Source organism: Paenibacillus sp. FSL H7-0756 (assembly GCF_038006765.1).
Taxonomy (GTDB): domain Bacteria; phylum Bacillota; class Bacilli; order Paenibacillales; family Paenibacillaceae; genus Paenibacillus_AQ.
This window is the reverse complement of record NZ_JBBOVT010000003.1, coordinates 1,394,557-1,420,911: the sequence shown is the minus strand read 5'-3', so window position 1 is coordinate 1,420,911 and position 26,355 is coordinate 1,394,557. Positions and strand designations below refer to the sequence as shown.

Below are 26,355 nucleotides of genomic sequence, written 5' to 3'. Positions count from 1 at the left end.
ATCAACGATATGTAAGCATAACCAATTATAGTTCGTATAAGTTTAATTTTCTTGCGCTTTCTATGTTCTTTTTCCTGTTTTTTATACTTTCTTGTCCTGGAAACAGAAACAGCGGCAGCAGGGGACGGATAACGTCTCTTACTGTCGCTGCACTATGGAGTAGAATTCACTCTCGTTATTTTAATCAAATGTCTTAGCATATTCTCTTAACTGTTCAGAATCACTTGTGTGATTCAGACTTACTTCCTCGCATAGAGCGAATAGGTCTCTGGAGCGGTAAAATTTAATTTCTGCGCCAATCGGATGGAGGCAATATTGTGAAGGTCACAGTCCCACCTTGGTGTGATCTGACGTTCTAAGCACTCCAGGATAAAAGCTTTGGCAACACACCCCGCCATGCCCCTTCCCCTGTACAAGGGATTTGTCAAGATATCAATCTCCGCATACTGTTCGGACGAGAATATAGAGACACATTCTCCTGCAATTACTTCGTGTTCCGTAACAAAGAAACCGAAGCCCTTGTCCGCAAAACGCTCTAATGATCCCCAATATTTCCGGATGTACACCGCATCGAACTCTCTATCCCCCTCAAGCGATTCCTCATTTATCCTGTTCAGCCGGAAGCTCTCCTGCATACCCGCTCTTCCCGATTGCAGGAAACGCTGCTCATTGAATGTAAAAGAATACCTCTGCAGCCGCTGCAGCTTCGCCCCTAAAAGCTCATTGATTCTGCGATCCCACCCCTCAGAGGATGAAAATAACGTAAATCTCTGATCTAGTCTCTCTCTATGCTTGAATTCGTGCAGCAGCCTGGATGCAAAATCGTCATTCGTCTCATCCCCCACCACTGTATAAATGCCTGAAGAAGTACCGATCAGTGCCGAAGACTTATCGATGATGATGTCCCCGTCAATGTAACGATCTAATACCGAATACGCAAATGTGGGATAACTCTTACCTTGGCTCTCATCCATAATATTTCTTGCGGCGATGACAGAAGCATCTATTTTCATTACAATTCAATCCTTTCTACAGCGAAAAACTATTTAGTTCATATAAAATTAGATGATTAACTAATTACATACTAATGTAATGTGCTGAATTATACAATTGTTATTAATTATACGCGGTGCAGCTTACGGTACCGGGATGGAGTTAATCCCAGCTTCGCTGAGAATACCCGGCTCAGATAGAAGCCGTTCTCGTAGCCGCACTGCTGGGCGATCCCTTCAATGGGCAGTCTGGAATCCTCCAAAAGCTGGCAGGCCCGTCTAAGCCGGAGTCCGGTTACGAAGTCTGAAGGGGCCGTCCCATAGGCCGCACGGAAACGCCGCGTTAATTGCACTGGAGTAATATCAAGGGTAGCGGCCAGCTCCTGCAGGGTCATAGGTGTACAAGCGTGCTCCAGCAGCCATTGCTTAGCCTGCTGCATCAGCGGGCCCGGACTTGTCTCTTCAGAGCGCAGCTCCTCGGATGCACTGCTGCGCTCGATTTCAAGCAGCCTCCAGAGATCCTCCAGCATATGCTTCATCCGGCTATACCCCGGCTCCTCCTGAATCCCTCTTCCGATACTCCGCATATAGCGGTATGTAGATCTTAGGCGCTCCACATCCCTGACTGTCCAACTGCCTCCAAGCGTTGCAGCGTCCTCCGGCCCCCCCTCTTCCGCCCATTCGAATTGTATGAAATGAAAGGTCAACGGACTAAGCGTTCTCCGGTAAAAGGTTGTCCCCGGCGGACATACAATGATGTCCCCGAATCCGCCCTCCCCTTCGTGGTCTCCGAAGCGGTAAGCGAATTGTCCCTGCTCAACCGCAAATAACGTCCACACAGGATAGGTGTCGTGCTCCAGCAGGAACTGTTTTTTCTGCTCCCAATAGATATAGGCTGCCGGACGAACCGACCAATTCATACGCATGTCTGACTCCCCTCCGATTGCATTATTCAGCGAAATAAAGTATATAGATCAAGAAAATATATGCATGTCATTTGATTAATGATTATCCTATCATGAAACTACGGATATATTAACATACACCAAAGGAGAGGTTCAACAATGCGTAGTGAAACGGTCAACACGGATGTAACGGTGGTAGGCGGAGGACTGGCAGGGGTATGCGCGGCGATTGCGGCAGCCCGGCTGGGCCAGCGTGTGGCGCTGATTAATAACCGTCCGGTGCTCGGCGGCAACTCCAGCAGCGAGGTGCGGGTATGGGTCTGCGGCGCAACCTCACACGGTATCCACCGGTATGCCCGTGAAACGGGGATCATGGGCGAGCTGTTTGTGGAGAACCAGTACCGCAACAAAGACGGCAATCCGTATCTCTGGGATATGGTTGTGCTTGAAGCAGTTAAGGCCGAACCGAACATTCAGCTGTTTCTGAACACGGATGTACATGAGGTCGATGCTTCCGAGGATGGCAGCGGCCAGCGGAGCATCCGGTCCGTGACGGGTTGGATGATGGGTTCGGAGCGGAGAATTACTTTTGAGAGCGCAGTCTTTCTGGACTGTACGGGGGATGGCCTGGTAGGCTTCCTGGCAGGTGCAGAGTACCGGCTGGGCCGTGAAGCACGCGAAGAATATAATGAGGAATGGGCACCACTGGTTGCCGATGATATTACGCTCGGCAGCACATTGCTCTTCTATACCAAGGACGCAGGCCATCCGGTCAAATATATCGCTCCGGCCATGGCAAAGGATATTACACAAACCGCTATCGCCGAACGCCGTATCATCCGCAGCGGCGACAACGGCTGCGCCTACTGGTGGATCGAATTCGGCGGCGAGCAGGACACCGTTCATGACAATGAGGCCATCCGCGACGAGCTGTGGTCTGTGATCTACGGGATCTGGGACTATATTAAGAATTCCGGCAAATTCGACGCTGACAACATGACGCTGGAATGGGTCGGTTCGACTCCGGGCAAGCGGGAGTACCGCCGGTTCATTGGCGATTATGTCCTGAATCAGAATGATATCCTGACTCAGCATGAATTCCCGGACCGCGTGGCGTTCGGCGGCTGGTCCATTGACCTGCATCCGCCGCAGGGAGTGTACGCTACAGAGTCAGGCTCGAAGCATATGTATTCGGACGGCAGCTATCACATTCCGTTCCGTTCGCTGTATTCGGTGAACGTCAGCAATATGCTGATGGCCGGCCGCGACATCAGCGCTTCGCATGTCGCGTTCGGCACGACCCGCGTCATGGCTACCTGCGCGGTCATCGGCGAAGCCGCCGGTATCGGCGCGGCACTCTGCGCCGCCAAGGGAATATCGCCGCGCGAACTGCATGCGGCCCACCTGAACGAGCTGCAGCAGACGATGCTGCGCCAGGATGCTTCCGTCCTCGGGCTGCGCAACGAGGATGAAGCAGATCTGGCGCTGAAGGCTGCGCTCAGCGCCTCCAGCGAGCGGAGCCGGCTCGCTGTAGAGGATTTTGCATTCAGCGTAACGCTTACCGATAACATCGGCATCACTGTTCCGGTTGATCCTGAGCTGGACGGGATTGAGCTGCTGATCGATGCGGCCGAAGCCGCAGAGCTGACGGTCGAGCTATGGGAGACCGGAAGGTCCGAGAATTATGTTCCCCATATGTTTGTCGAGTCTGTATCCGTTCCCGTTCAGGCCGGAGACGTCCAGTGGGTGAAGCTTCCGGTTCAGTGGCAGCCGGAGTCCCCGCGCAACGCGTTCCTGGCCGTCAAGGCCAATGCTGCGCTGTCCTTGCATATGGCAGATGAGCCAGCTTCGGGAATGCTGGTATACGGGCATAGCGAGACCCCCGCTGCCTCAAGGGACTTCGGCGAGAATCCGCCCGCACAGCCGGTAGTGCAATGGGACAAAAAGAAATATGACCACAAGGCTCCCTGCCTTCGCCTGTCTGCTCCAACAAGCGCCTTCGCCGCAGACAAAGCCACCGACGGCTACCTCCGTCCGTACGGCGGGCCACATCTGTGGTCCTCCGACCGGATGGCCTCCGGCCAGCCGGAGTGGCTGGAGCTGGCTTGGAACGAGCCGGTAACCTTGCGCGAGATTCACATTACCTTCAATGACGATGTGAACGAGGACCTGATCAACCTGCATCACCATATTACGCCATATGAAATCCTGCCGACGCTCGTTAAGGATTACCGTATTGAAGCTTACCTGGACGGCAAATGGACCGCAGTTGCCGGGGAACATGACAACCACAAGCGCAAGCGGGTACACACGCTGAACGAAGCTGTAACAGCCGACCGCCTGCGGGTCATGGTCCTGGAGACCAACGGCAGCGAGTATGCGGAGATTATTGAGGTGCGGGTGTATGGTTAAGGGACTGGGCTATTAGTCTGGCTTAGTTAGAAGGAGTGTTGAGCGGGGCCTGACTGCGGTCAGGCCCTTGTTTGGCACGTATACGGTACTTTTGCCGGGAGGCGCGGATTACTGCTCCGTCCACTGCTCAAAGAGGTTGTACAATTCATCAAGGCGTTCCTCGTCTTCGGCCGCGAACATTAACAGATGGCCACCGTTGTTGTTCATAATCATAATCAATTCACCCGGCTGGCCAAAAAAACGTACGCCCGTGTACAAATCCGAATCCGCTTGGCGGGAAGGAAAGTTCTGCTCAATCCGCTCCGCAGCAGCCTCATCGATGTCCCAATATTCTTCGCTGCTATACTCCATCGCCAGCACTGCCTGCAAATGGGCCATAGCCAGCAAAAATTCCTTAACAGACGAACGCAGGCGCTCCCATTCCTCTCCGCTGCGTACATAGACGGGAGGATTATCGAGCTTCATATCCGCTGCACGGATTCCCCAGACGCAGGCTTCTTGATTTTCGGTATAAAAGATGCAGTAGTCTTCTTCCATATAACGCGGAAAATTCTGAGGCTGAACCAGAAAATCCTGAGTCGCGTTCAATGCAGAGTGGGCCCCAAGCTCCGTATAATACGCCCGCAACACCTGCGGAATATGCCCGTAGCGTTCCATCCATGGTGTTAATGATTCCTTATCAAATCCGCACGGTTCTGTAATATGGAACAGGTCCCGAATCGCTGTAAAATCGGTCATTACTTATCCCTCCCGTTCGTCGATATCCAAGTATTAATTAATGTGATTTTAACATAATTTATTGTGAAAAAAAGCCTGATCCTTTGGCGTAAACGCTCAGGGATTAGGCTTTTTTCCGTTTATTTTAAAGCTTCATACAATGCAATAAGAGCCAAAGACTGTCCGTACGCCATAGGTCTAAGGGCAATGTTCTTGTAATGCTCCTTATCCATTCCCATACCGGTTCCGGCCGACACATTCAGCACTGTTCCATCTGCGCTAATATTTTGGCATACCGCCTGAATGGCCTTGTCTGCCGCAGCCTGATAGGAGGAATCGAGAATACCGGTTTTGATGCCTTTTATGATCCCTGCGGCAATTGCGGCTGACCCGGATACCTCTTCATAGCTGGACGGGTCCTGCAGGACGGTATGCCAGAGACCGGAAGCTGCCTGGAGGGAGACCAGGGCATTAACCTGAGCGGTATACGTATCAATCAAAAACCGCCGGAACCCCGGGCTAATTGAATCCTGGCAGGCTTCCAGGTAATCGGTGATCCCATACGTGAACCAGGAATTGCCGCGGCACCAGAAGATACTGCCGAAATTATCATTGCGTTCGAAGCTCCAGCCGTGGAAGAACAGGCCGGTATGTTTGTCGAACAAATACTTGATATGCAGCAGAATCTGGTGTTCAGCCTCATGCCCCCAGTCCGGCCGGTTAAACTTGCGCCCCGCCTGGTTCAGGAACAGAACCGCCATAAAGAGCGTATCAATCCATAGCTGTCCATTGTGCAGGTGAATTCCATCCCGGTTGCCAATCGCAGTGACCGTGTGCTGAAAGCCGCCTTCTTTGGTTTTGGGCAGCTCATGGATGAGCCAATCTGCATGCTTCCGGCATAGCTCTTCCAGTTCGCTGGAAGGCTCAAGCTGATCCAGGAGCAGCACCAGAGGCAGATAAGGAGCTGTTGTATTAATGTTTTTGGAGGGCAGGCCCGCCTCCAGATTACGGGAAACCCAATTCCGGAAAAATTCCATATAGCGCGTATCGCCATAATGCTTTTGCAGCTTGTAAAGACCATAAAGACCTACGCCCTGAGGCCAATCCCATTCTTCAATGCCGAAATCGCGCTGCACAATTCCTACTCTGGTATCGGCCTGAACCACGGTTTTATCCTTTTCATAATCGCTGCCGCCCAGGTTCATAAGCCTGTCTACGACCAGCCCGATTTTTTGAAGCAAACTTTCATTTGTCATCGATTCTTCAGCTCCTTATCATTTCATAAGTTCCGGTTAAATGGTCCGCAGATGCCACTGATCGTTAATTTCTTTAATTAATGACAGATCGCATTTGGGTGTCCGGTCATAGGCCACCAGGCCGTTAATCTCCTGCTCCACATCCGTTAACTGCGTATAACAATAGCCATAAATAATCTTCGAAGCGTATACCGCTTTCATAATTCTTCCGTATTCCAGAACAAGATCGTCTGCAGATTGTGCACTGGTATATCCCCAGCCGTCGTCAGCGCCAGCCTTATAGCTTATCCCGCCGAATTCAGTTAACAAGATCGGCTCGCCCCGATGCTCATATCCGTCTGCATATACACTCCGGGCCGATGGCTTGGAAGCAAGCATGGTATCTTTTGTAGAAAGAATCCGCTTGAACTCTTCATATTTATCGGGCTCATCCGCTCTGCCGTGCTGATAATTGTGTACCGCACAAATGTCCGTCAGCGTCATTTCCCATCCGTCATTCGATATGACTAACCGGGTATGATCCAATGAATGAATCAGACTGTACATGGCTACGCTGTGATACTGCTGCTGCTTATCCGATTTCACCAGCGGAATCCCCCAGCTTTCGTTAAGCGGAACCCAGGCCACAATCGAGGGATGATTGAAATCACGGTCAATAATCTCAATCCATTCTTTGGTTAAGCGGGCTACAGCATCATTATTGTAAGAGGCGTTCGCCGCACATTCTCCCCATACAAGGAACCCTATCCGGTCTGCCCAGTATAAAAACCGCGGGTCCTCGACCTTCTGATGCTTCCGGCAACCGTTGAACCCTAGTTCTTTGGCTAATTCGATATCCTTCTTCAGATGGTCATCCGTCGGCGCTGTTAGCAATCCTTCCTGCCAATACCCCTGGTCCAGTACAAGCTTCTGGTAATAAGGTTTGTTATTCAGATAGACCATACCATTCTCTGTATGAACCTTCCGCATGCCGAAATACGACTCTATAGAGTCCACCTCAACCCCGTGATCGTACAGCTTCATTTCCACATCGAACAAATTAGGAGTTTCCGGGCTCCATGTCCAGCCGGCCCGATGAAAGTTTGTGCGGAATATTTTCAAACCAAACAGATCTACCATTCTGCGTGTTATAGGCTGTAATAATCGTACCCGGTCCTGAATAACAAGCTCTCCGCCAAAAGAAATACGAAGTTCCAAATCTAATTCTTCTGATCCATGTCCCTCAGACTTCACTTCTATTCCAATACTCCCTTGATCCAAATCTGGCGTAAATTTCACCTGCTGAATATGAACAGGGTTTACTGCCTCCAGCCACACGGTCTGCCAAATCCCTGTCGTGCGGGTATACCAGATGCTCTCGGGCTGCTCTAACCAGAACTGTTTGCCCCGTGGTATAGTCTCGTCTGTTGATGGGTCCTCCACATGAACCGTTACCTGTTCTTCCTGTCCAGTTAAGGCATGCGTAATGTCAAAAGAAAATGAAGTGTGTCCGCCCTCATGCATCCCGATATATTGACCATTCACATACACCCAAGCTCTATAATCTACCGCTCCAAAATGTAATATCACCCGCTTCTTATACCAGTCCGGATCAAGTGTGAAATTGCGCTTATACCAGACATAGTCATGAAACGTCGTATCGTGTATTCCGCTGGCAGGGGTCTGAAACGCAAAGGGAACCTGAATGGTCTGGCTGAAATTCTCACTTGGATCAAACCATCGCTGCGCGGCTCCCTCATTGCTGTCATCAAATTCAAATTGCCAGGTTCCATTCAAATTAAGCCATGCGTCTCTGACGAACTGCGGACGCGGGTATTCCATCCTATGTGTCATTTAGCTTCAGCTCCCATCTTAGTAGTCCACACAATAAAAGTTAACTTTTTGTGGTTTAGATAGTAAATCTTCCTCGCGGGCAAGCAAATACTATCATGATGAAAGCGTTCTTTCAAGGTTAGATCAGCGTTATTCCTGATTTTCAACTTTGTGGTATACTAAATAAAATTAGCGCTTAACCAGACTGTTAATTGTAAACTAAAAAGTTAACAACCGGAGGTTCATATGTTCTTAGAACTCGACGATCATGGTATTTCTGTTCTGAAAGCACTGGCATCAGACACCAGAGCTTCGATTCTCAGACTATTGCTACATACACCGCTTACGGTCAGTGAGCTAGCCGTAAAACTTAACTTAAGCAAAGCGATCGTCTCACGCCATATCCGGTTACTGGAGGACGCCAAGATCATCAAGCTCCAGGACAATCTGGAGGCTACCGACAGCCGAAAGAAGAATTTCATTGTTGCGGTTGATCATATTGCCCTCAACTTCCCGCAAAAGCTCCATCTTCCTTTTAAAGTCATTACGAATGAAATCAAGCTGGGATACTATTCTAATTTCTCAGTCACCCCCACCTGCGGATTAGCCAGCCAGGCAAAAATTATCGGAAAGTTAGATGATCAACGGACCTTCGTCTCCAATGACCGGATCGAGGCCTCCTTACTGTGGTTTGCGGAGGGCTTCGTCGAATATATCATTCCGAATGAGTTCAACCACAATTTCACTGCAGAATTATTAGAATTATCCTTAGAGCTCTCATCAGAGTTTCCTGAATCCAACAATAATTGGCCGAGCGATATTGCTTTTTATATCAACGATGTATTCTTAGGCACCTGGACGGCACCGGGGAACTTCTCAGATGTGCGCGGGAAAATAACACCGGCCTGGTGGAATAACGAGCTCAGCCAGTACGGCCTGTTGAAGCATTTAAGAGTCACCAAAAAGGATACTGGAATAGACGGTCAAAAAATATCATCGGTCTCCCTCGCTGAGCTAAAGATCGAAGAGTCCCCCTTCGTCAAGCTGAGGATTGGGATTGACGGGAATTCTACTAACAAAGGCGGCCTTACCATCTTCGGGGAGCACTTTGGAAATTATCCGCAGAATATTCTGCTTAAGTTGTTTTATACGGAAGCGGAATAAGGGGGATTTGGGCTGGGCATGCCCATCATACTCCCTCCCCTCCCCCCATATACATAGGAAGAACGGTTCACAAGCTGGAAGGAGAGATGGATGCATGCCCGGTGAAGATGAGATTAAAGCGCTGGAGCGGTCGATTGCCGAGATCACGGAGATTGCTTCCGGGTTTGGGCTCGATTTTTATCCGATGCGTTATGAGATATGTCCGGCGGATATTATTTATACGTTCGGTGCGTACGGAATGCCCACCCGGTTCGGGCACTGGAGCTTCGGCAAGACGTTTCACAAGATGAAGTCGCAATACGATTTCGGCCTGAGCAAAATTTATGAGCTGGTCATCAACTCTAATCCGTGCTACGCCTTCCTGCTCGACGGCAATTCCCTGGTCCAGAACAAGCTGATTGTTGCGCATGTGCTGGCGCACTGCGACTTCTTCAAGAACAATATGCGCTTCTCCATGTCCAACCGGGATATGGTCGAGAGCATGGCTGCCACCGCCGACCGCATCAATGATTACTCCGTCACCTATGGCACAGACACCGTTGAGAGCTTCATTGATTCCGTGCTGGCGATCCAGGAGCATATCGACCCCAGTCTGATCCAGCCGCGCAAGCTGGGCAAGACTCATCTGCTCGAAGCCAAAATGAAAGAACGCAAGGACTCCCCGCCCGGCGGATCTGGTCCGCCTAATGCCTACAGTGAGCTGTGGGATCTGGAGAAGACCGATGCTGTTCCGCAGGAGCCGGAGACTGCTGGTAAACGTACTTTCCCACCGGAGCCGGAAAAAGATATCGTCTGGTTCATCCAGCAATACTCTACCGCTCTGGAGGACTGGCAGCGCGACATCATGACGATGCTGCATGACGAGATGCTCTATTTCTGGCCGCAGATGGAGACCAAGATCATGAACGAAGGCTGGGCCTCCTATTGGCATCAGCGGATTATGCGCGAGCTGGACCTGACTGCCGAAGAGACGGTCGAATACGCCAAGCTGAATTCATCGGTGGTGCAGCCATCGCGCCAGAGCCTGAATCCGTATTACCTAGGCCTGAAGATTTTCGAGGACATTGAGAAGCGCTGGGACCGGGACAAAATGTTCGAGGTGCGCGAGCTGGATTCCGACATCTCTTTCATCCGCAGCTATCTGTCGAAGGAACTGGTGAACGACCTGGACCTCTATGTGTTCGAGAAAAAAGGCCCGGAGTGGAAAATTACCGATAAAGCGTGGGAGAATGTGCGCGACCAGCTGGTGCTGGCCCGGGTGAACGGCGGCTCCCCGTACCTCGTCATCCAGGATGCCGATTATGAGCGGAACGGCGAACTCTTGATTGCCCACCGCTACGAGAGCGTCGAGCTGGATCTGAAATACCTGGAGCGCACGCTCCCGCATATCTACGCCCTCTGGGGCCGTACCGTGCATCTGCAGACTGTCGTGGAAGACAAAAACGCCCTGTTCACCTATGACGGCAAAAAGGTGCAGCGGCGGTTTATGTAGAGTAATATATGGCTTCGCACAACAAGCCGCAGTGTAGTTGCTATGTGCAATTACGCTGCGGCTTGTTTTTGAATGGTATTAGATTTGGAGGTCAAACCCTGCTGCAAAAAATACTTAAATATAAATTATCCCAATTTTGTTTTAATAGTAACCCAATGGGTTATATATCTCCTGTGATTTATAATGGGTAATTCTGGATGGCCCATGATTACCCTCATACAGAAACCAGACGGGAGAGGACGTTAGTGAAAGTGAAACAAATAGCAATACTGCTGCTCATCATGTGTGTGATTCTGACAGGCTGCATGGGGGGCAGCAAAAGCAACGAAGGAAGTTCCACGCCTTCATCCAGCCCGGCTGCTACGGCAACTGCCGAGACGAAGAACACTTCAGGGAACCCTCCGCCAGAGGCTTCACAGACTGTGTACGATCTGAAGCAGAAGTATGATTCAGACGAAGCAGATCACAGTCCGGGCATCATGCCGATGTATAATGTGGAGCAGGATATGGAATTCATCTTCAGATTCAATACTGATCTTGGCTCAGAAGCCATCGGCAAGACGTTATCCGTACATACCGATATCAAGGCACTCCCGGAGAGCAAGGTAGGGACCCTTGAGGACTCACAGCTTGTTGACGGCAAAAGCGTATACTCCATCAAGCCGCTCGGCTTCGGCGTTCTTCCCTCCGATTCCTTGCGTGCAACCGGAGCCAGCTCCTGGGGGAACGCGCCTGTCTACTACATCCGGCTCAACTATGACCTGGATGCCAAGTCGCCAACTGTGCTGAAGCAGCCGGTGATCATTCCGTTCACGGTGAAATCGGATCTGCCCACACCGACTCTGGATGCCGACATCAGTCCTGACGGCAGACTGACGCTGGTGTGGAATGAGGTGCCGGGCGCTGAGAGCTACAATATCTACAGTGCTTCCCACATTACAATGGAGAACACGAATGAACCGCTCAGCGGTGCGGAGCAGGGTTATGCGGATCAGCGTCCGCTGTTGATTGCGACAGTGCAGGGTACTTCGTACAACGACTTCATGAAGGACGGACGCGGTGCGCTCGGTATAGTAGATGAGACGATTACCAGCATACAGAATAACAATGTCCAAGGGGAATATTACGTCACTGCTGTTCAGGGAGACAAAGAATCCCGGTTCAGCCGTTCGGCAGATACCGTGGCTTTATCCAAACGGCTGCCGCGCACCGTGGCTTCTGAGGATAACATCAACCTGAAATTGTACAAGAATGCCAAAGAGCTGCCCAAAACCGTTCCGGTCCAGTTCATTGATGGCTCCAAAGCTTCAGTTACTGTTCTCTACGACACTGGTTCGGTCAAGCTTAAGTCTTCCGGTCCAACTGATGTCCCGTACACACTTCAAGGTACTGCGCTCAAAGGATATGTTCAGGTTGCGCAATTGACGAAAGCCGATATTGCCAGTCTTGCAGCCGCCCAGAGTAATAAGGCGAATCCGGGATATGTAGAGCCGCAGAATGACACAGATTATGTGCCTGCACCGGATGTACCGACCATCATCGACAACAGCGATAACGGGAACGCCAGCGAACCTGGAGATAATGTCATCGACCAGCAAAAAGAAAATACCAAGAACAAGGTAGAGGAAGGCAACAAGCAGGCGGTTCCGGGCACCACGATACGGGCAGACCTGATTCATGCTGACTCTGCGCTGGAGGAGTATCTTGCATTAACACTGATCAACGGCGAGACTGAAATCTCGCTGCAAGCCTTCCCGGAGGCGCAGAATGCACGCGCCCTGGTGGATGTAATTGAGAAGGTAGTCTACCAGAACCCGCTCATTCTTGGCTTCCGTGGTTATGGCTACGATTATGAGAAACTGACGCTTAATGTGAGTTACGATGATTCTGCCGAAACCATCCGCTCCAAGCAGAAGGAGATCCTTGCCGAGGCAGATAAAGTAATCGCTGCTGCGATCAAGGAAGGCATGAGTGCAGATGAGAAGCAGATGGCGATCTATAATTATCTGAATGATAACACCGTCTATGACGATGCTGCACTGGAGAATGCCAAAGAGCAGGAGTTCAAGACAGTTGATGCGAAGTATAATGATTCTTTCAATACCTATGGCATTCTGGTTAAAAAAGTCGGCGTATGCATGAGCTATGCCCATACCTTCCAGCTGCTCTCGGATCTCGTCCAGGTCCCTTCGATGGTCGTCACAGGAACCATGAGCGGCGTAAATCACGCCTGGAACAAGGTGAAGCTCGGCGACGAATGGGTCAATGTTGACCCGACCAACAACGCTACCAATACCGGGCTTCCTTATTTGCTCTATAACTCCAATGATGCTACAGCCACCGATGTAGAGTATGTGATGGATAAGGCCTACTGGCTGGACCACGAGCTGCCTCTGTTCAAGGCCACCAGCAATGCTTACGATTATTACGTGACCCAAGGGCTGGAGGTAAATTCCCTGGAAGCCTACAAGACCAAGCTGGCAGAACAGCTGAAGAAAGGCGAGACTCTGGTAGTCCTGCGCGTTCTGGGCAATACCGACAGCTCCGAGCTAATGCAGACAACCGCCGAGGCCATCAAGCAATACGATGCCGCTAAGCTGGATAGTGCAGGCATGGTTGAGCTGGGAAGCTACGTGGCGGTTCAATTGGATGCCGCAGCCCAGCAATAACGCTAATGTAGTCGAAAAACCGATCACATTGAGCAGCCGTAAAGGTGCATGCGCCGGATATACGGACAAAAGGCAAGCCCCGCAGTAGGGGCTTGCCTTTCTTGCTGAATCCTCTCTATTCCTCTTCATACGGATAGTAGATATCGCTTAGCTTACCTGCCTGATAGTAGGGGTACTCCAGTCTTTTTTGCACTTGGAGCGCAGTGTCTGTATCCACTAAGCACTCGATCAGGTACAGACCGAGATCGATTGAGGACGTTACTCCGCCTCCAGTGAAGGTGTCGCCGTCCCGGACGGCCCGGGCCTTAATGACTTCTCCGCAGTAAGGGGCCAGCAAATCGTAGGCTGAGGAGTTCGTGGTCGCTTTTTTACTCTCCAGGAATCCTGCCGCACCTAACAACAATGCACCTGTGCAGACCGACACCTTATAGCGTGCACCTTCTGCGGTCCGTATCCAGCTTATGAAGTCCTCATCGTAGCGGAGCGTCCGGGTCGCATGGCCGCCCGGGAGGAACACCAGATCGAATGCCCCCAGGTCAGGCAACACCTCATTGGCTTTCATCGTCAGCCCCCGGTCATCCGTCACCTCCGCCTTGTTAGCGCAGAAGGTCCAGGATACGTCCTCCTTCGCCTTCAGGATGGCTACCCAGCTCACTGCTTCATAGAACCCTACAAGGTCCATAATGGTCATGCCGTCGAACACTACAAATGCCATTCTCATTAGCCTCACCTATCCTCTCCTAATGGAAGATTAAGCACTCAGTTCCAGATAAACTGCATCTTTTTATACCCGACATCCCATATTTTCAATTCGCCCTTAATCGTGATCTTCAGCTCTTCCCCCGGTTCAACTGGCATCTCATATACTACAGGGTACTGTTCAGGATTAGTACGCTGAAAATCTCCATTATAATTCAAAATCTCCTGGCCATCCCGGGTAATACTGATCTCACCGGAATAATCTGTGGGTTCGGGGTTTCCGAAAGTGAAGATGAGGGTCGTCTGACCTTCAGACTTGTACGTGAACGTTCTGGACTCTCCGCCTTCAGCGCCATACAGGTTAGAGCGGAGCGGTATCTGCTGTCCGTTGATTTGAATGTTGTCCGGTTTGTCTGCGGATGAATTGCCCGAGGTGTCCGTCCATTCCGTGATCGCCGTAAACGGCCCCTCTACCTTAGTGATTACTTTGTCTACCGCCGCCCCTAATCCCCATAAAGCTATAAATAGAACCAACCCTGATATAGCCGTTGCCGCCAGATTGCGCCCGAGGCTCCGGTAACGGAAGCCCAGCTTGTATGCCCCAAAACCGAGGGCTGCACCAACCGAATTCTGAAGAGCGTCATTGATATCGAAGCTGCCCAGGAAAGTAAGAGCCTGGATTGTCTCCAGCACAAGAATCGCGATGAAGAATAAGGTGATGAACCGGACGAAGCTGACCCGGTACAGCCATGGAATCAATATACCGAAAGGAATAAACGCAAGCGTGTTCCCGAAACCCACCAAATCCATCAGGGTGGGAGGAAAAAGATCAGACGGAGCAGGCATCAAAATGAAGTTTTCAGGCATGAAAATAAAGGTGTAGATAGTATGATCCGAAGCCTCTCCTCTGCCGAAAGCAAAAAACATAAAATAAAGCACAAGCAATGTGTACAATACGGTAACCGTTAGCAAAATCTTGCGTTGTTTAGCCATGGTTAACTCCTTTATCTCCATTTTCCACATATTACTATAACCTACTTAGCAGTTTCATGAAACCTGCGCTCCCGCACCGGAACATAAATCTCCATCACCGAATCCACCCGGGCGTGACAACGCTCATCGTAGAATTCAAAGTTCAGCTTATCTTCGTCGTGCATATAGCCGCTGCCCGGAAACCAGTCCTCGAAGATATATCTCCAGGTACTCTTGACCACCTCGGCAAAAGTCTCCGGTCTCGCCTCATCCGTAGCGTCCACCGGCGGTGTCGTAAATACCGCATACTGCGCCGCAGGCACAACAGCCGTAAGCATGTCAGGAGTAACCTTACTGAAATTCTCCACTATAACTCCCAGCAGATAAACGGCGTTGCCGCCAGTGTCTGCCGGAATGCACAAGCCGACCTCCCCGTGCTTCGGCGGATTCAGCTTCGCGTACATCTGATCCTCCAGATTGTCGCCATCATAGTAATACCAGAACGAAGCTACGTCCTGCGTGGCATTTCCGGCCTCCACATCCGTCTCAATCCCGTACCCCGCTACGTTAAAAGCAGACTTCGCCACCATCACCGGCTCGGCAATATAGTCCTTAATCTCATATTCTAACCGGTCCCGGAGATATCCGCTCATCCGCGCCGCGTACTGGGAGGGGCTGTAGCCGTAGGTTTTGCGGAAGGCTTTGGCGAAACCCCCGGGTGTCTCGAAGCCGTACTCCAGCGCAATCTCCGTAATCCTCCGCCCGTTGAATAATTCTACGGCAGCCCGCGACAATCTCCGGGTGCGCACATATTCCATGACTGGCATGTTCTGAGACTGGCTGAACATCCGGCAAAAATGATACAGCGAATACCCTGCATACGCCGCAATCTGCTCCGCTGTCAGCGGGTCCATGAGATGCTCCTCAATATAATCAATCGTCTGCCCGATCTCTCTGCTGTAATTCAGTGACTCCACCGGCCTTTCAATAGACATAGGTGAATACATTATAGCAGGCGGCGGCTTGAGGGACTGTTCCAGACTTGCTGTATTCCCGGCTTATCAGGGCAGGATGTCTGCCAACCTTGCTATCGCTGCGTATCTGTCAAGCCTTGCATAATGAATTCAACCATATAATCCAGGAGCTGCGGAAAAAAGCTTACCCCGATCTCTTCCTTGTGGATATCGATATACGGTATGGAGTTGAACATGGCAAGAATCATCCCGTCCTCCAGGTCCGTTCTGATTTTTCCCTTCGACTTCCAGTTGCGGATTAATTCCAAAATGCCGCTGTTCATCATCTCTTGAATTCCCTCGATCCCGCCATGCTCGAAGAATTCCTTCTCCAGCTTGTTGAAGAGTGCCTTATTATACCATTCCTTCAGGATAGGGTTCTCATTCATCCCGCTGTAATTAAGCTCCATCATCTGCTTAAGCACCTTGGCGGGCTCATCCTCCAGATCGACCTTGGCCATCATGCTCCGCTTCAGCTCTTCATTCTCCCGCAGGTAGATCTCTATGAACAGCTTCTCCTTGGATGCGTAATAATTATAGAAAGTGCCTACGGCATAACCGCACAGCTTGGTGATGTCGGACACATTGGTATCCTTGAAGCCTTTGGCGTTGAACAGCTCTTTGCCGCGTTTGAAAATCTCTGCTTTCTTATCTTCCATCTGTACACCCTCCAGATCTGAGTGAATCCTTTTTCATTCATTCACACAATGTAGCATAGCCATTCAGGCATTTCAATCCACTTTTATATTCATCTGACACGTATCACTTCCAATATTGGCGAATAGGCTATTGTAATGAATTCAAGAATGGAGGTATCCCGCATGAATTACAGGAACGAAGATTCGGACCGTCAAGCTCACCCGTCAGGCTATCGGCATTTGCCGCAGCCCTTCCCCTTTTCGCATTATCACCACCTGGTACGTTCGGAGTCCGCTGAGGAGACCGCTCCGAGGATTGATAAGCAGAGTGTAACTGCCAGGAATACGCAGACTGCCCGGTTCTCCGAATCTCAGGCTGCTCCAAGTAAGCTTGAGAATGACCATGCAGAGGACAAAACGGATGGCTGGCAGCAGCTTCAGAATGCCAGCAAACCGCAGGATGTCCTGGAAAGCGGACATCCGGCTGCCGCGAACAAGCCGGTGGACGGCCATCCCGGGGCAAGTCAGGCCGGCGGCAAGGGAATTCATGTCGATGTAGGAGGCGAGTTAGGGGGTAAACACGGCATTGGCTTGAATGCCGGAGGAAAACTGGCGTACAGCGGAGCAAATATACAGGCAGGCGGCCATATCGGCAGCCCCTCCTATGGCATTGAAGCGCAAGGTGATTCCCATCTAGGGGGCGGGCAAGGTCTCGGAGTGAACGCCGAAGCCCAGGCCTTCGGCAAATACGGGGTGGCCGCACAAGGCAAGGCGCAGCTCGGCGGCGGACAGGGAGCAGATGTCCAGATGGGCGCGCAGGCCGGGGGCGATCACGGGCTGAATGCTGACGCGGGCGCTCATCTGGGCCTCAGTCAAGGCGCAGGTCTTGACTCCCATGTTCAGCTTGGCGGCAAGAAGGGCATCGGGGCTGAGGCCAAGGCGCAGCTCGGCGGCGGGCAGGGAGCCGGCATCGGCTTGGGCGGACAGCTCGGCAAATATAACGGCCAATTCAGCTTCAAGATTGGCGGGAAGCACCAGGAGCCTAAAGAATCTCAGGAATCTCAGGAGGAGCAGGAGAATTAGGAGCCTTCAAGAGGATAAGGGCTCACCTGATAATACCGCTTGCCCAGTCTGCACTGCACGACTTCGCTACTCAGCGGCTCGGGCAATATAGACAACATAAAGGGAATATCCCTAAGCCATTACGATGGCCCGGGATATTCCCTTTTCGCTGAAGTGGTAAGTCTATGTGGAGCTATGTCAGCGGTTCAGCAGGCTTCCGACATATTTCAGCAGCTCATTGGCGCAGATCGGGCAGTAGCCATGCTCATCAATCAGGCGGCGGCTGACCTCGTTGATCCGTTTGAGCTGGCTTTCATCCGGTGTCTTGGAGGAAGTGGTGATTTTGACGATATCCTTGAGATCCGTGAACAGCTTCTTCTCGATGGCTTCCCGCAGCCGGTCGTGATTGTTGTATTCGAACTTCTTGCCCTTACGGGAGTAGGATGAAATACGGATCAGGATCTCCTCGCGGAAGGCCTTCTTCGCATTCTCCGAAATGCCGATTTGCTCTTCAATGGAGCGCATCAGCCGCTCATCCGGCTCCATCTCCTCATCGGTGAGCGGGTCACGGATTTTGGACCAGTTGCAGAAGGCTTCGATATTATCGAGATAATTCTCGAATAGCGTTTTGGCGGATTCTTCAAAAGAGTAGACGAAGGCCTTTTGCACTTCGCTTTTGGCGAGAATATCGTATTCCTTGCGAGCAATGGAAATAAAGTTCAGGTAACGCTCGCGCTCCTCCTTCGTAATCGAAGGATGCTGATCCAGGCCGTCCTTGATTGCACGCAGCACATCCAGCGCGTTCATGCATTGCAGATCGCCTTTTATCAGGGCACTGGAGATGCGGTTAATGACATAACGCGGGTCGATGCCGGACATGCCTTCATCTAAGTATTCAGTCTGCATTTCCTTCAGATCCGCTTCCTTGTAGCCCTCGACCTCTTCGCCGTCATACATGCGCAGCTTCTTTATCAGGTCCATCCCCTGTTTCTTACTCTCCTTGAGCCGGGTCAGGATCGAGAAGATCGCCGCCGCGCGCAGCGCGTGAGGGGCAATATGCACATGCTTCATATCGCTCTGGCCGATCAGCTTGGCGTAGATCTTTTCCTCTTCAGAGACGCGCAGATTATAGGGAACCGGCATGACGATCATGCGGGACTGGAGCGCTTCGTTCTTTTTATTGGAGATGAAGGATTTATATTCGGTCTCATTCGTGTGGGCAATAATCATCTCATCCGCCGAAATTAACGCAAACCGCCCGGCCTTGAAATTGCCTTCCTGTGTCAGCGACAGCAGATTCCACAAGAATTTCTCGTCGCATTTCAGCATTTCCTGGAATTCCATAATCCCGCGGTTGGCCTTGTTCAGCTCCCCGTCGAAGCGGTAGGCCCTCGGATCGGATTCCGAGCCGAATTCCGTAATGGTGGAGAAGTCGATACTGCCGGTCAGATCCGCGATATCCTGCGACTTCGGATCGGAAGGGCTGAATGTGCCAATCCCCACCCGCTCCTCTTCTGATAGCAGCACCCGAACAACAGTTACTTGCTCAATATCCCCGTGGTACTCATTCTTCAGCCGCATCTGGCAGGACGGGCACAGATTCCCTTCAATCCGTACGCCCAGCTCCCGTTCAATCTCCGGACGCAGCTCCAGCGGAATCAGATGCAGCGGGTCCTCATGCATCGGGCAACCTTCAATGGCGTATACCGCTCCGGCATCCGTGCGCGAATATTGCTCCAGGCCGCGCTTCAGCAGCGTGACCAGGGTAGACTTCCCTCCACTAACCGGTCCCATCAGCAGCAAGATCCGTTTGCGCACATCCAGCCTCCGGGCGGCGGAATGGAAATATTCCTCCACCAGCTTCTCCACCGCACGGTCCAGTCCGAAGATTTCCTGTTCAAAAAACTTATACCGTTTACGTCCGTTAATGTCCTCGACGCCGTGTGACTTGATCATGTCGTATACGCGGGAATGAGCTGTTTTGGCGGGAGAGGGGTCTACTCTAAGCAGTTCTATATAATCCTTGAAAGTGCCGCTCCACGCCAAACGGTTGTTCTCAGCCCGATGCGTTGCTATACGCTCAAAAATATCCATGGCTCGCTGCCTCCTCTTGCGCTCCTACTTGCTCCACCAAGCTTAGAAAGTGTATTACATACCTATGCGGCGAGCCCGGAATAGTTGACCTCTTTTTTGCTGTGCTATAATAGAGAATCATGATTTCTATAGAATAATTACGCTGCAATTCAGGGCAGGAGTGAATACGAATGGCGATCAAGCAGGAGACGGAGCTGTATGCTCCTTTGAAGATTTTTTTTGAGCGGCAAGGCTATGACATCAAGGGTGAGGTGCGGACCTGTGATCTGGTGGGCATAAGGGAGGACGAGGCCCAGCCGCTCATTGTGGAGATGAAAAAATCGTTCAATCTCGCCCTGCTGCTGCAGGGGATTGAACGATTGCGGCTTAGCCCTAACGTCTACCTCGCGGTAGAACGTGTCAGGGAGAAGAAGGGCGCGGTCAACCAGCGCTGGGGCGAGCTCACCGGGCTGTGCCGCCGGCTCGGCCTCGGGCTGATCACCGTCGTCTTCTACAAGACGAAGGCCCCGCTCGTCGAGGTGCTCGCGGAGCCGGGCGAGGCGCCGCCGCAGGCGCGCAGTGCGGTCCGCCGCCGTGAGCGGCTGCTCTACGAGTTCCGCGAACGCAGCGGAGACTACAACACCGGCGGCAGCACGCGCGTCAAGCTCGTGACGGCCTACCGCGAGAAGGCGCTGCGCGTAGCACTAGCGCTGCAAGCCCTGGAGGCCGAAGCCGCCGGAGCGGCCGGCCTCGGCGGAGGGCGTGCGGCGCTAAGCGGCGCGCCGGGCACGGCCCTGGCCGCCGGGGAGACGGCGGCCGCGGGTGAGGCCGCAGCGGCGGATGATGCCGCTGCGGGCCTGGGCCCGGCGGCTGCGCGCAGCCGGGCGGAGGGCGCGCGCGGCGTCACGCCCGCCGCGCTGCGGAAGCGCAGCGGCGTGCCCGGCGCCGCTGCGATCCTGCAGAAGAACTACTATGCGTGGTTCTTCCGGGTGCAGCGCGGCCGCTACACGCTCACGGCCGCCGGACAAGCGGCGCTGATCGAGTATGCAAGGGTCGCGGAGATCAGCGCGGGCAAGTTGTAGGCCCGCCCGCGCCTGGCCTGTAGCGGACCTCACGGGGTTCGTCCGCAGCTCACTCCAATGGTTGGACAATCAACACTTAATTTGTTGAGTTCTTCCCGTCACGAAAGATTAGTTGGATAAACAACACTTACTTCCCACCATTTTGGCTCAACTAGCATAATCCAGCTGAATAAATGTACTTTTTCCAACTAAAGTCCCAATTCTCAGGAATCCAGTCAAATTAGATGCTCGTTTTCCACCTATCTCCACAGAACAAGGTTACCTGGACAGGCGCCAACAGATTGTACTCAGTTTTTCACACACATTAGGCCCGCTTGCCTTCGCCCAGCGCATTGTGTTCGCTTTTTAGCATACATCCGGCCCACTCAGCCTCGCCCCAGCATATTCTATTCGGTTTTCCGCACACATTCGGCCAAACAAAAAGAGTTGTCCCCACGCAGACCTGCTGCGAGCGACAACTCCTTTGTACCTTCTCGATCCACTTACCTGTCCTATACTCTAGAACATCCTACTTACTTATACTCCAGCTCTTGGCTTATTCACTCCAAGCCTCCAGCTCTTCACTCATTCACTCCAAACCTCCAGCTCTTCACTCATTCACTCCAAACCTCCAGCTCTTCACTCATTCACTCCAAACCTCCAGCTCTTCACTCATTCACTCCAAGCTCCAGCCATTCGCTATTCGCGCCCGGCCCCTAGCTCGGCCTAAGCAAGCACCGTATACAGCAGTTCCTTCTCCTTAACAGAGCTGGCGCCAGCAGGCTGGATGGATTGATACTGCTGGATGTTCGTAATAATAACCGGCGTGATTGTGCTGTAGCCAGCCTTCTCAATCTCCACCAGATCGAATTCCATCAGCAGATCGCCGACAGCCACCCGGGTTCCGGCGGTTACCTTGGGCGAGAAATGCAGGCCCTTCAGCTTCACCGTGTCGATGCCGATATGGATCAGCATCTCTGCTCCGCTATCGCTGACCAGACCAATCGCATGTCCGCTCTTCGAGAGCGAGAACACCGTTCCCTGAACCGGCGAGACTACGCGGCCTTCGGACGGCTGAATCGCATATCCCTTACCCATAATCTCTTCCGAGAAGGCCGGGTCACTCACTTCGCTCAGCGGCTTCACCGCTCCGGTAATCGGACTGAATACCTCTTGATTCACCATCGTAGACTCAACAGCAGTGCCGATTATAGTAGCGGCAGCGGCAGATGCGTTTACAGACTCAGCAGGAGTCACCGCAGGCGCAGCAGCAGCTTCCGGCTCATCCTCGAAGCCGAGAATATAAGTGACAACCGCAGCAACTACCGCCCCGATGGCGAAGCCGATGACCGAATAGACAAAGGTCGCACCGAGAACCATCGGAATACCGGAGAGTCCGGCGAGTCCGCCGATGACATACGCTTTTACCTTGAACAAGCTGAGGAACGCACCCCCCGCGGCTCCGCCGATCAGGGCAGCGATGAACGGTTTCTTAAGCCGCATATTCACACCGTACATGGCCGGTTCTGTAATTCCCATGAAGGCCGTAATACTTGTAGACAGGGAGAGGGACTTCAGCTTGCTGTTCTTCGTTCTTAGAGAGACACCAAGCGCACTGCCCGCCTGGGCGAAGTTTGCTACCATCATAATCGGAATCATATAGTCATAGCCAAGCTGTGCAATGGATGCGATCATAATTGGAATCAGGGCATAATGCATCCCCGTGATGATCAGCAGAGACATGGTTCCGCCCAGCAGCAGGCCTGCGAACAGTCCCGTATTCTCGAACAGCCAGCTGATGCCTCCTGTCAGGCCATCCCCGATAATAACACCCAGCGGGCCTACGGCAATCAGGGTAAGCGGCACAATGACCAGCAGGGTAACCGTCGGAACGATAATCAGCTTCAGCGAAGCATGGGTTACTTTATCAACGGCTTTTTCCACATAGGAGGCCAGCCATACTGCAATCACAATCGGAATGACAGACGAAGCGTAGGTTGCAGCTACCACCGGCAGTGAAGCGAAGGTAACAGGCTCCCCAGACCCCAGCAGCGTGGTGACGGTCGGATGCAGAATGGCCGCCCCGATCGCAGCAGCGATGTACATATTGCTTCCCAGCTTACGGGCAGCGCTGATGGCCAGAACAATCGGCAGGAAGTAGAAGGCGCCGTCCCCGATCGCCGAGAGTATGATATACGTGGAGTTCTCCGTCCCCATCCAGCCCACCGCTACCAGCAGGGCGACAATCCCCTTGATCATCCCCGCACCGGTAATGGCCGGCAGGATCGGTGTGAAGATTCCCGAGATGAAGTCGAACAGCTTGCTCAGCGGATTCTGCTTCTTTTTCTCCACATTGTCACTGGAAGCCTTCTTCTCAGGAGAAACGGACATATTGCCAATCAGGTCATTGTAGACCACCGGCACATCATTGCCGATAATGACCTGGAATTGCCCGCCGTTAATCATCACGCCCATAACCCCGTCCGTCTTCTGCAGGGCCGCTTTGTCCGCACGGTTGTTGTCATTCAGGTTGAAGCGCAGACGGGTCATACAATGGGTAACCTGATCGATATTCTCTTCTCCGCCGACAAGCTTCAATATTTCTTTGGACAGCTCTTTTGTATTCATAAGATGTTGCTCCTTAGCTATAGTATGTTTTCCGCAAAAAAAACCTAAACGCCGATCAGCGGGGAAAGGCAGTCTTCTGCCTCCAGCACTGTCCGGGTTTAGGTTTTGCCTCTGTACCGAGTAGCAATCCTGCACCACATTATTCTGTTATATCCCCACTACGGATAATCCGTTCAATATGAATGGTCAGATACAATATTTCTTCCTTGGACAAGACCCTTTTGTATATCTTGCGGGTATAGTCCGCTATCTTCACCGCAACCGCATGAGCAGCAGGGTACTGCTTCATGACCAAATCATGCAGTGCATGATCCTGGTCCCGCTCTTCCATCGGAGTGCCCTGAACCACCCGCTGTGCGAAGAACTTCAGATGGGTGAGGAAGCGGTAATACCCCAGTGATTCTTCATCCAGCTCGATGAGGAAGCTACGCCGGACAATATTCAAGATGTCCTTCACGATATTCGTGATGCTTACCGTCTCCCGCATCTCACCGTTCATCTGCGCATTCACCAGATGCATCGCGATGAAAGCGCACTCGTCCTCCGGCAGGAGAACACCCAGCCGTTCCTCGATAATTTGCAGCGCCTTGAGTCCAATGGAGAATTCCTTGCGGTACATCCGCTTGATTTCCCACAGCAGCGCATTCTTGATTTGAAGCCCCTGACGGTGACGGTCGATGGCGAAATGGATATGGTCCGTCAGTGAGATATAGATGCTGTCATGCAGCTTCTCCCCGAGCACCGTCTCGGCATAACGGATCACTTCATCGGTGCATTCCACATATTCCAGCGGGATCTCCGAGAGAAGCGACATCAGCTTCTGTGAACCTTCTTTATTCTCCAGGGCGAACACTTTCTCTACCTGGGCATCCTCAACGTCATCCCCGGGCTGCTTCTTGAAGGCGATTCCGCGGCCCATTACGACCCGTTCCTTCCCGCTGGCATCGAGGACGGTGACCACATTGTTGTTGAGCACCTTAGCAATTTTCATTCCATCACCTTACACCGTCAGAGTAATAAAATCCCCCCACCACGCGGGGATACAACATTATTGTGTGAAAAAAGGCAAAACCAAAACGGCATCAAAAGAGTGCCCGTTTCTGGTTTTGCCTGAATGAACAGTAACAATCCAGTTATTCTACCTGTAGCAGCATCTTAGCATATCATTGTAAATAAGACAACACTTTTATGAAAACGGTTTATTAAGGCCTGTGCTTCTTAAGCTTGCCCCATTTCAACTACAATATTTCACCGTTCGAGGAAATGACCTGCTTGTACCACTCAAACGAATCCTTCTTGCTGCGGTTCAGCGTGCCGCTTCCCGTGTCATCCAGGTCTACATAGATGAAGCCGTAGCGCTTGGACATCTCCGAAGTCGACATGCTCACCAGGTCAATCGGGCCCCAGGCCGTATAGCCCAGCAGCTCCACGCCATCCTTTACCGCTTCCTTCATCTCCTTGATGTGTTCCCGCAAATAATCAATCCGGTAGTGGTCATGGATCGATCCGTCTTCCTCCACCTTGTCATAGGCGCCCAGCCCGTTCTCCACAATGAACAACGGTTTCTGGTAACGGTCGTACAGGTTGTTCAGGGTAATGCGCAGCCCTACAGGGTCAATCTGCCAGCCCCAGTCGGAGGCCTTCAGATACGGGTTCTTGATACCGCCCAGCAGATTCCCTTCCGTGGCCTCACCCTCTGGACCTGCAGACACGGTGAGCGTCATATAATAACTGAACGAGATGAAATCTACTGTATTCGCAGCAAGCAGCTCATCATCCCCCGGCTCACGGACAATCTCAATCTGATTCTCGGCAAAATAACGGTTCATATAACGCGGGTACTTGCCTCGCGCATGCACATCCGTGAAGAACAGATTCAGCTGGTCTTCCTGCTGTCTCTTACGCAAATCCGCCGGATTGCAGGTATGCGCGTAGCTCTCCATACGGGCCAGCATACAGCCGATCTGTGAGCCCGGAATAATCTCATGTCCCAGTCTGGTAACCAAGGCGCTTGCAACAAACTGATGGTGCAGACCTTGAAAGACCGCTTGCAGCTTGTTCTCCACGCGGTCTGTAAGAATTCCGCCGCCGGTATACGGGCTGAACAGCATGACATTGATCTCGTTGAAGGTCAGCCAGTACTTCACTTTATTCCGGTAACGGGTAAATACAGTCTCCGCATACTTCACATAGAATCCGATCACTTCACGGCTGGCCCAGCCGTTATATTTCTGGGTAAGACCGAGCGGTGTCTCATAGTGCGAGAGGGTCACCAGCGGCTCAATGCCGTATTTCAGCAGTTCATCGAATACATCGTCGTAGAATTGCAGACCCTGCTCGTTAGGCTCAGCGTCATCGCCGTTCGGGAAGATCCGCGCCCAGTTAATGGACAGCCGGAACACCTTGAAGCCCATTTCGGCGAATAGAGCAATGTCCTCCTTGTAACGGTGATAGAAGTCAACGCCTTCGCGTTTCGGGAACCAGTCATCCGTCTCTCCGGCAAGAATCCGGGCGATCCGCTCCGAAGAGATCTCCATCGAATGATCCCCTTTGCGCTTATCCTTAGGCACGAAAGCAATCATATCTGCCGTAGACAGCCCTTTTCCTCCCTGATCAAAAGCACCCTCCAGCTGATTGGCAGCGGTTGCGCCGCCCCATAAGAAATGCTCAGGAAATCCGTTAAGTACTGTAGCCATAGTCCATACCCCTTTTCATTATGATGTTCCTGCATGGCCTATATAACAGAAAAACCTAAACCTCTGGCAAGATCATCGAGCCCGGCGAACGGGT

At 52.0% G+C, this 26,355-nt stretch carries 19 protein-coding genes; 6 read left to right on the top strand and 13 right to left on the bottom strand.

Annotation, left to right across the window (positions count from 1 at the left end):
* Positions 1-239 precede the first annotated feature (239 nt).
* Together NST04_RS32075 and NST04_RS32070 are read right to left on the bottom strand one after the other, a co-directional pair.
* Positions 240-1,013 (bottom strand): GNAT family N-acetyltransferase, encoded by a 774-nt coding sequence (locus tag NST04_RS32075; RefSeq protein WP_341187831.1) that lies wholly within the window; start codon positions 1,011-1,013, stop codon positions 240-242.
* A gap of 107 nt (positions 1,014-1,120) precedes the next feature.
* The gene (locus tag NST04_RS32070; RefSeq protein WP_341187830.1) at positions 1,121-1,918 is read right to left on the bottom strand and encodes an AraC family transcriptional regulator; all 798 of its coding nucleotides are present in this window, start codon (positions 1,916-1,918) and stop codon (positions 1,121-1,123) included.
* A gap of 138 nt (positions 1,919-2,056) precedes the next feature.
* On the opposite strand from NST04_RS32070, the gene NST04_RS32065 reads away from it, so the two are divergent.
* Positions 2,057-4,309, top strand: a complete 2,253-nt coding sequence (locus NST04_RS32065; protein ID WP_341187829.1) for an FAD-dependent oxidoreductase — start codon at positions 2,057-2,059, stop codon at positions 4,307-4,309.
* Positions 4,310-4,417: 108 nt separating this feature from the next.
* On the opposite strand, the gene NST04_RS32060 is transcribed toward NST04_RS32065, so the two are convergent.
* From NST04_RS32060 to NST04_RS32050, 3 genes are all read right to left on the bottom strand, one after another.
* Positions 4,418-5,047: a hypothetical protein gene (locus NST04_RS32060; RefSeq protein WP_341187828.1), complete on the bottom strand. Its 630-nt coding sequence runs from the start codon at positions 5,045-5,047 to the stop codon at positions 4,418-4,420.
* A 119-nt stretch (positions 5,048-5,166) separates the two neighbouring features.
* Positions 5,167-6,282, bottom strand: a complete 1,116-nt coding sequence (locus NST04_RS32055) for a glycoside hydrolase family 88/105 protein (RefSeq protein ID WP_341187827.1) — start codon at positions 6,280-6,282, stop codon at positions 5,167-5,169.
* A gap of 36 nt (positions 6,283-6,318) precedes the next feature.
* A complete protein-coding gene (locus NST04_RS32050) occupies positions 6,319-8,115 on the bottom strand; it encodes a glycoside hydrolase family 2 protein (RefSeq protein WP_341187826.1) in 1,797 nt (598 codons plus the stop codon).
* A gap of 225 nt (positions 8,116-8,340) precedes the next feature.
* Here NST04_RS32050 and NST04_RS32045 point away from each other — a divergent pair, with 225 nt between their 5' ends.
* The 3 genes from NST04_RS32045 to NST04_RS32035 all read left to right on the top strand — a co-directional run bounded on the left by NST04_RS32045 (position 8,341) and on the right by NST04_RS32035 (position 13,419).
* On the top strand, positions 8,341-9,258 hold the full coding sequence (locus NST04_RS32045; protein ID WP_341187825.1) for an ArsR/SmtB family transcription factor: 918 nt from the start codon (positions 8,341-8,343) through the stop codon (positions 9,256-9,258).
* Positions 9,259-9,352: 94 nt separating this feature from the next.
* Positions 9,353-10,750 (top strand): SpoVR family protein, encoded by a 1,398-nt coding sequence (locus NST04_RS32040; protein WP_341187824.1) that lies wholly within the window; start codon positions 9,353-9,355, stop codon positions 10,748-10,750.
* Between the two features lie 245 nt (positions 10,751-10,995).
* Positions 10,996-13,419, top strand: coding sequence for a transglutaminase domain-containing protein (locus tag NST04_RS32035; protein ID WP_341187823.1), 2,424 nt, complete (start codon positions 10,996-10,998; stop codon positions 13,417-13,419).
* A 115-nt stretch (positions 13,420-13,534) separates the two neighbouring features.
* On the opposite strand, the gene NST04_RS32030 is transcribed toward NST04_RS32035, so the two are convergent.
* From NST04_RS32030 to NST04_RS32015, 4 genes are all read right to left on the bottom strand, one after another.
* Entirely contained in the window at positions 13,535-14,140 is a 606-nt protein-coding gene (locus NST04_RS32030; RefSeq protein ID WP_341187822.1) for a DJ-1/PfpI family protein, read from the bottom strand.
* Between the two features lie 38 nt (positions 14,141-14,178).
* The gene (locus tag NST04_RS32025; RefSeq protein WP_341187821.1) at positions 14,179-15,111 is read right to left on the bottom strand and encodes a VanZ family protein; all 933 of its coding nucleotides are present in this window, start codon (positions 15,109-15,111) and stop codon (positions 14,179-14,181) included.
* A gap of 41 nt (positions 15,112-15,152) precedes the next feature.
* Positions 15,153-16,085, bottom strand: coding sequence for an AraC family transcriptional regulator (locus NST04_RS32020; RefSeq protein WP_341187820.1), 933 nt, complete (start codon positions 16,083-16,085; stop codon positions 15,153-15,155).
* 92 nt (positions 16,086-16,177) lie between these two features.
* Positions 16,178-16,762, bottom strand: a complete 585-nt coding sequence (locus NST04_RS32015) for a TetR/AcrR family transcriptional regulator (protein ID WP_341187819.1) — start codon at positions 16,760-16,762, stop codon at positions 16,178-16,180.
* Between the two features lie 162 nt (positions 16,763-16,924).
* Here NST04_RS32015 and NST04_RS32010 point away from each other — a divergent pair, with 162 nt between their 5' ends.
* Positions 16,925-17,824 (top strand): hypothetical protein, encoded by a 900-nt coding sequence (locus NST04_RS32010; protein WP_341187818.1) that lies wholly within the window; start codon positions 16,925-16,927, stop codon positions 17,822-17,824.
* A 177-nt stretch (positions 17,825-18,001) separates the two neighbouring features.
* Here NST04_RS32010 and NST04_RS32005 read toward each other — a convergent pair whose 3' ends face one another.
* A complete protein-coding gene (locus tag NST04_RS32005; RefSeq protein ID WP_341187817.1) occupies positions 18,002-19,897 on the bottom strand; it encodes a PrkA family serine protein kinase in 1,896 nt (631 codons plus the stop codon).
* Between the two features lie 170 nt (positions 19,898-20,067).
* On the opposite strand from NST04_RS32005, the gene NST04_RS32000 reads away from it, so the two are divergent.
* Positions 20,068-20,958 (top strand): DUF2161 family putative PD-(D/E)XK-type phosphodiesterase, encoded by an 891-nt coding sequence (locus NST04_RS32000; RefSeq protein ID WP_341187816.1) that lies wholly within the window; start codon positions 20,068-20,070, stop codon positions 20,956-20,958.
* A 705-nt stretch (positions 20,959-21,663) separates the two neighbouring features.
* On the opposite strand, the gene NST04_RS31995 is transcribed toward NST04_RS32000, so the two are convergent.
* The 3 genes from NST04_RS31995 to NST04_RS31985 form a co-directional block, all read right to left on the bottom strand.
* Positions 21,664-23,565 carry a beta-glucoside-specific PTS transporter subunit IIABC gene (locus NST04_RS31995; protein WP_341187815.1) on the bottom strand — a complete coding sequence of 634 codons (1,902 nt, stop codon included), beginning with the start codon at positions 23,563-23,565 and terminating at the stop codon, positions 21,664-21,666.
* A 139-nt stretch (positions 23,566-23,704) separates the two neighbouring features.
* Positions 23,705-24,556, bottom strand: coding sequence for a BglG family transcription antiterminator LicT (licT, locus tag NST04_RS31990; protein ID WP_341187814.1), 852 nt, complete (start codon positions 24,554-24,556; stop codon positions 23,705-23,707).
* A 247-nt stretch (positions 24,557-24,803) separates the two neighbouring features.
* Entirely contained in the window at positions 24,804-26,261 is a 1,458-nt protein-coding gene (locus NST04_RS31985; RefSeq protein ID WP_341187813.1) for a glycoside hydrolase family 1 protein, read from the bottom strand.
* Positions 26,262-26,355 lie beyond the last annotated feature (94 nt).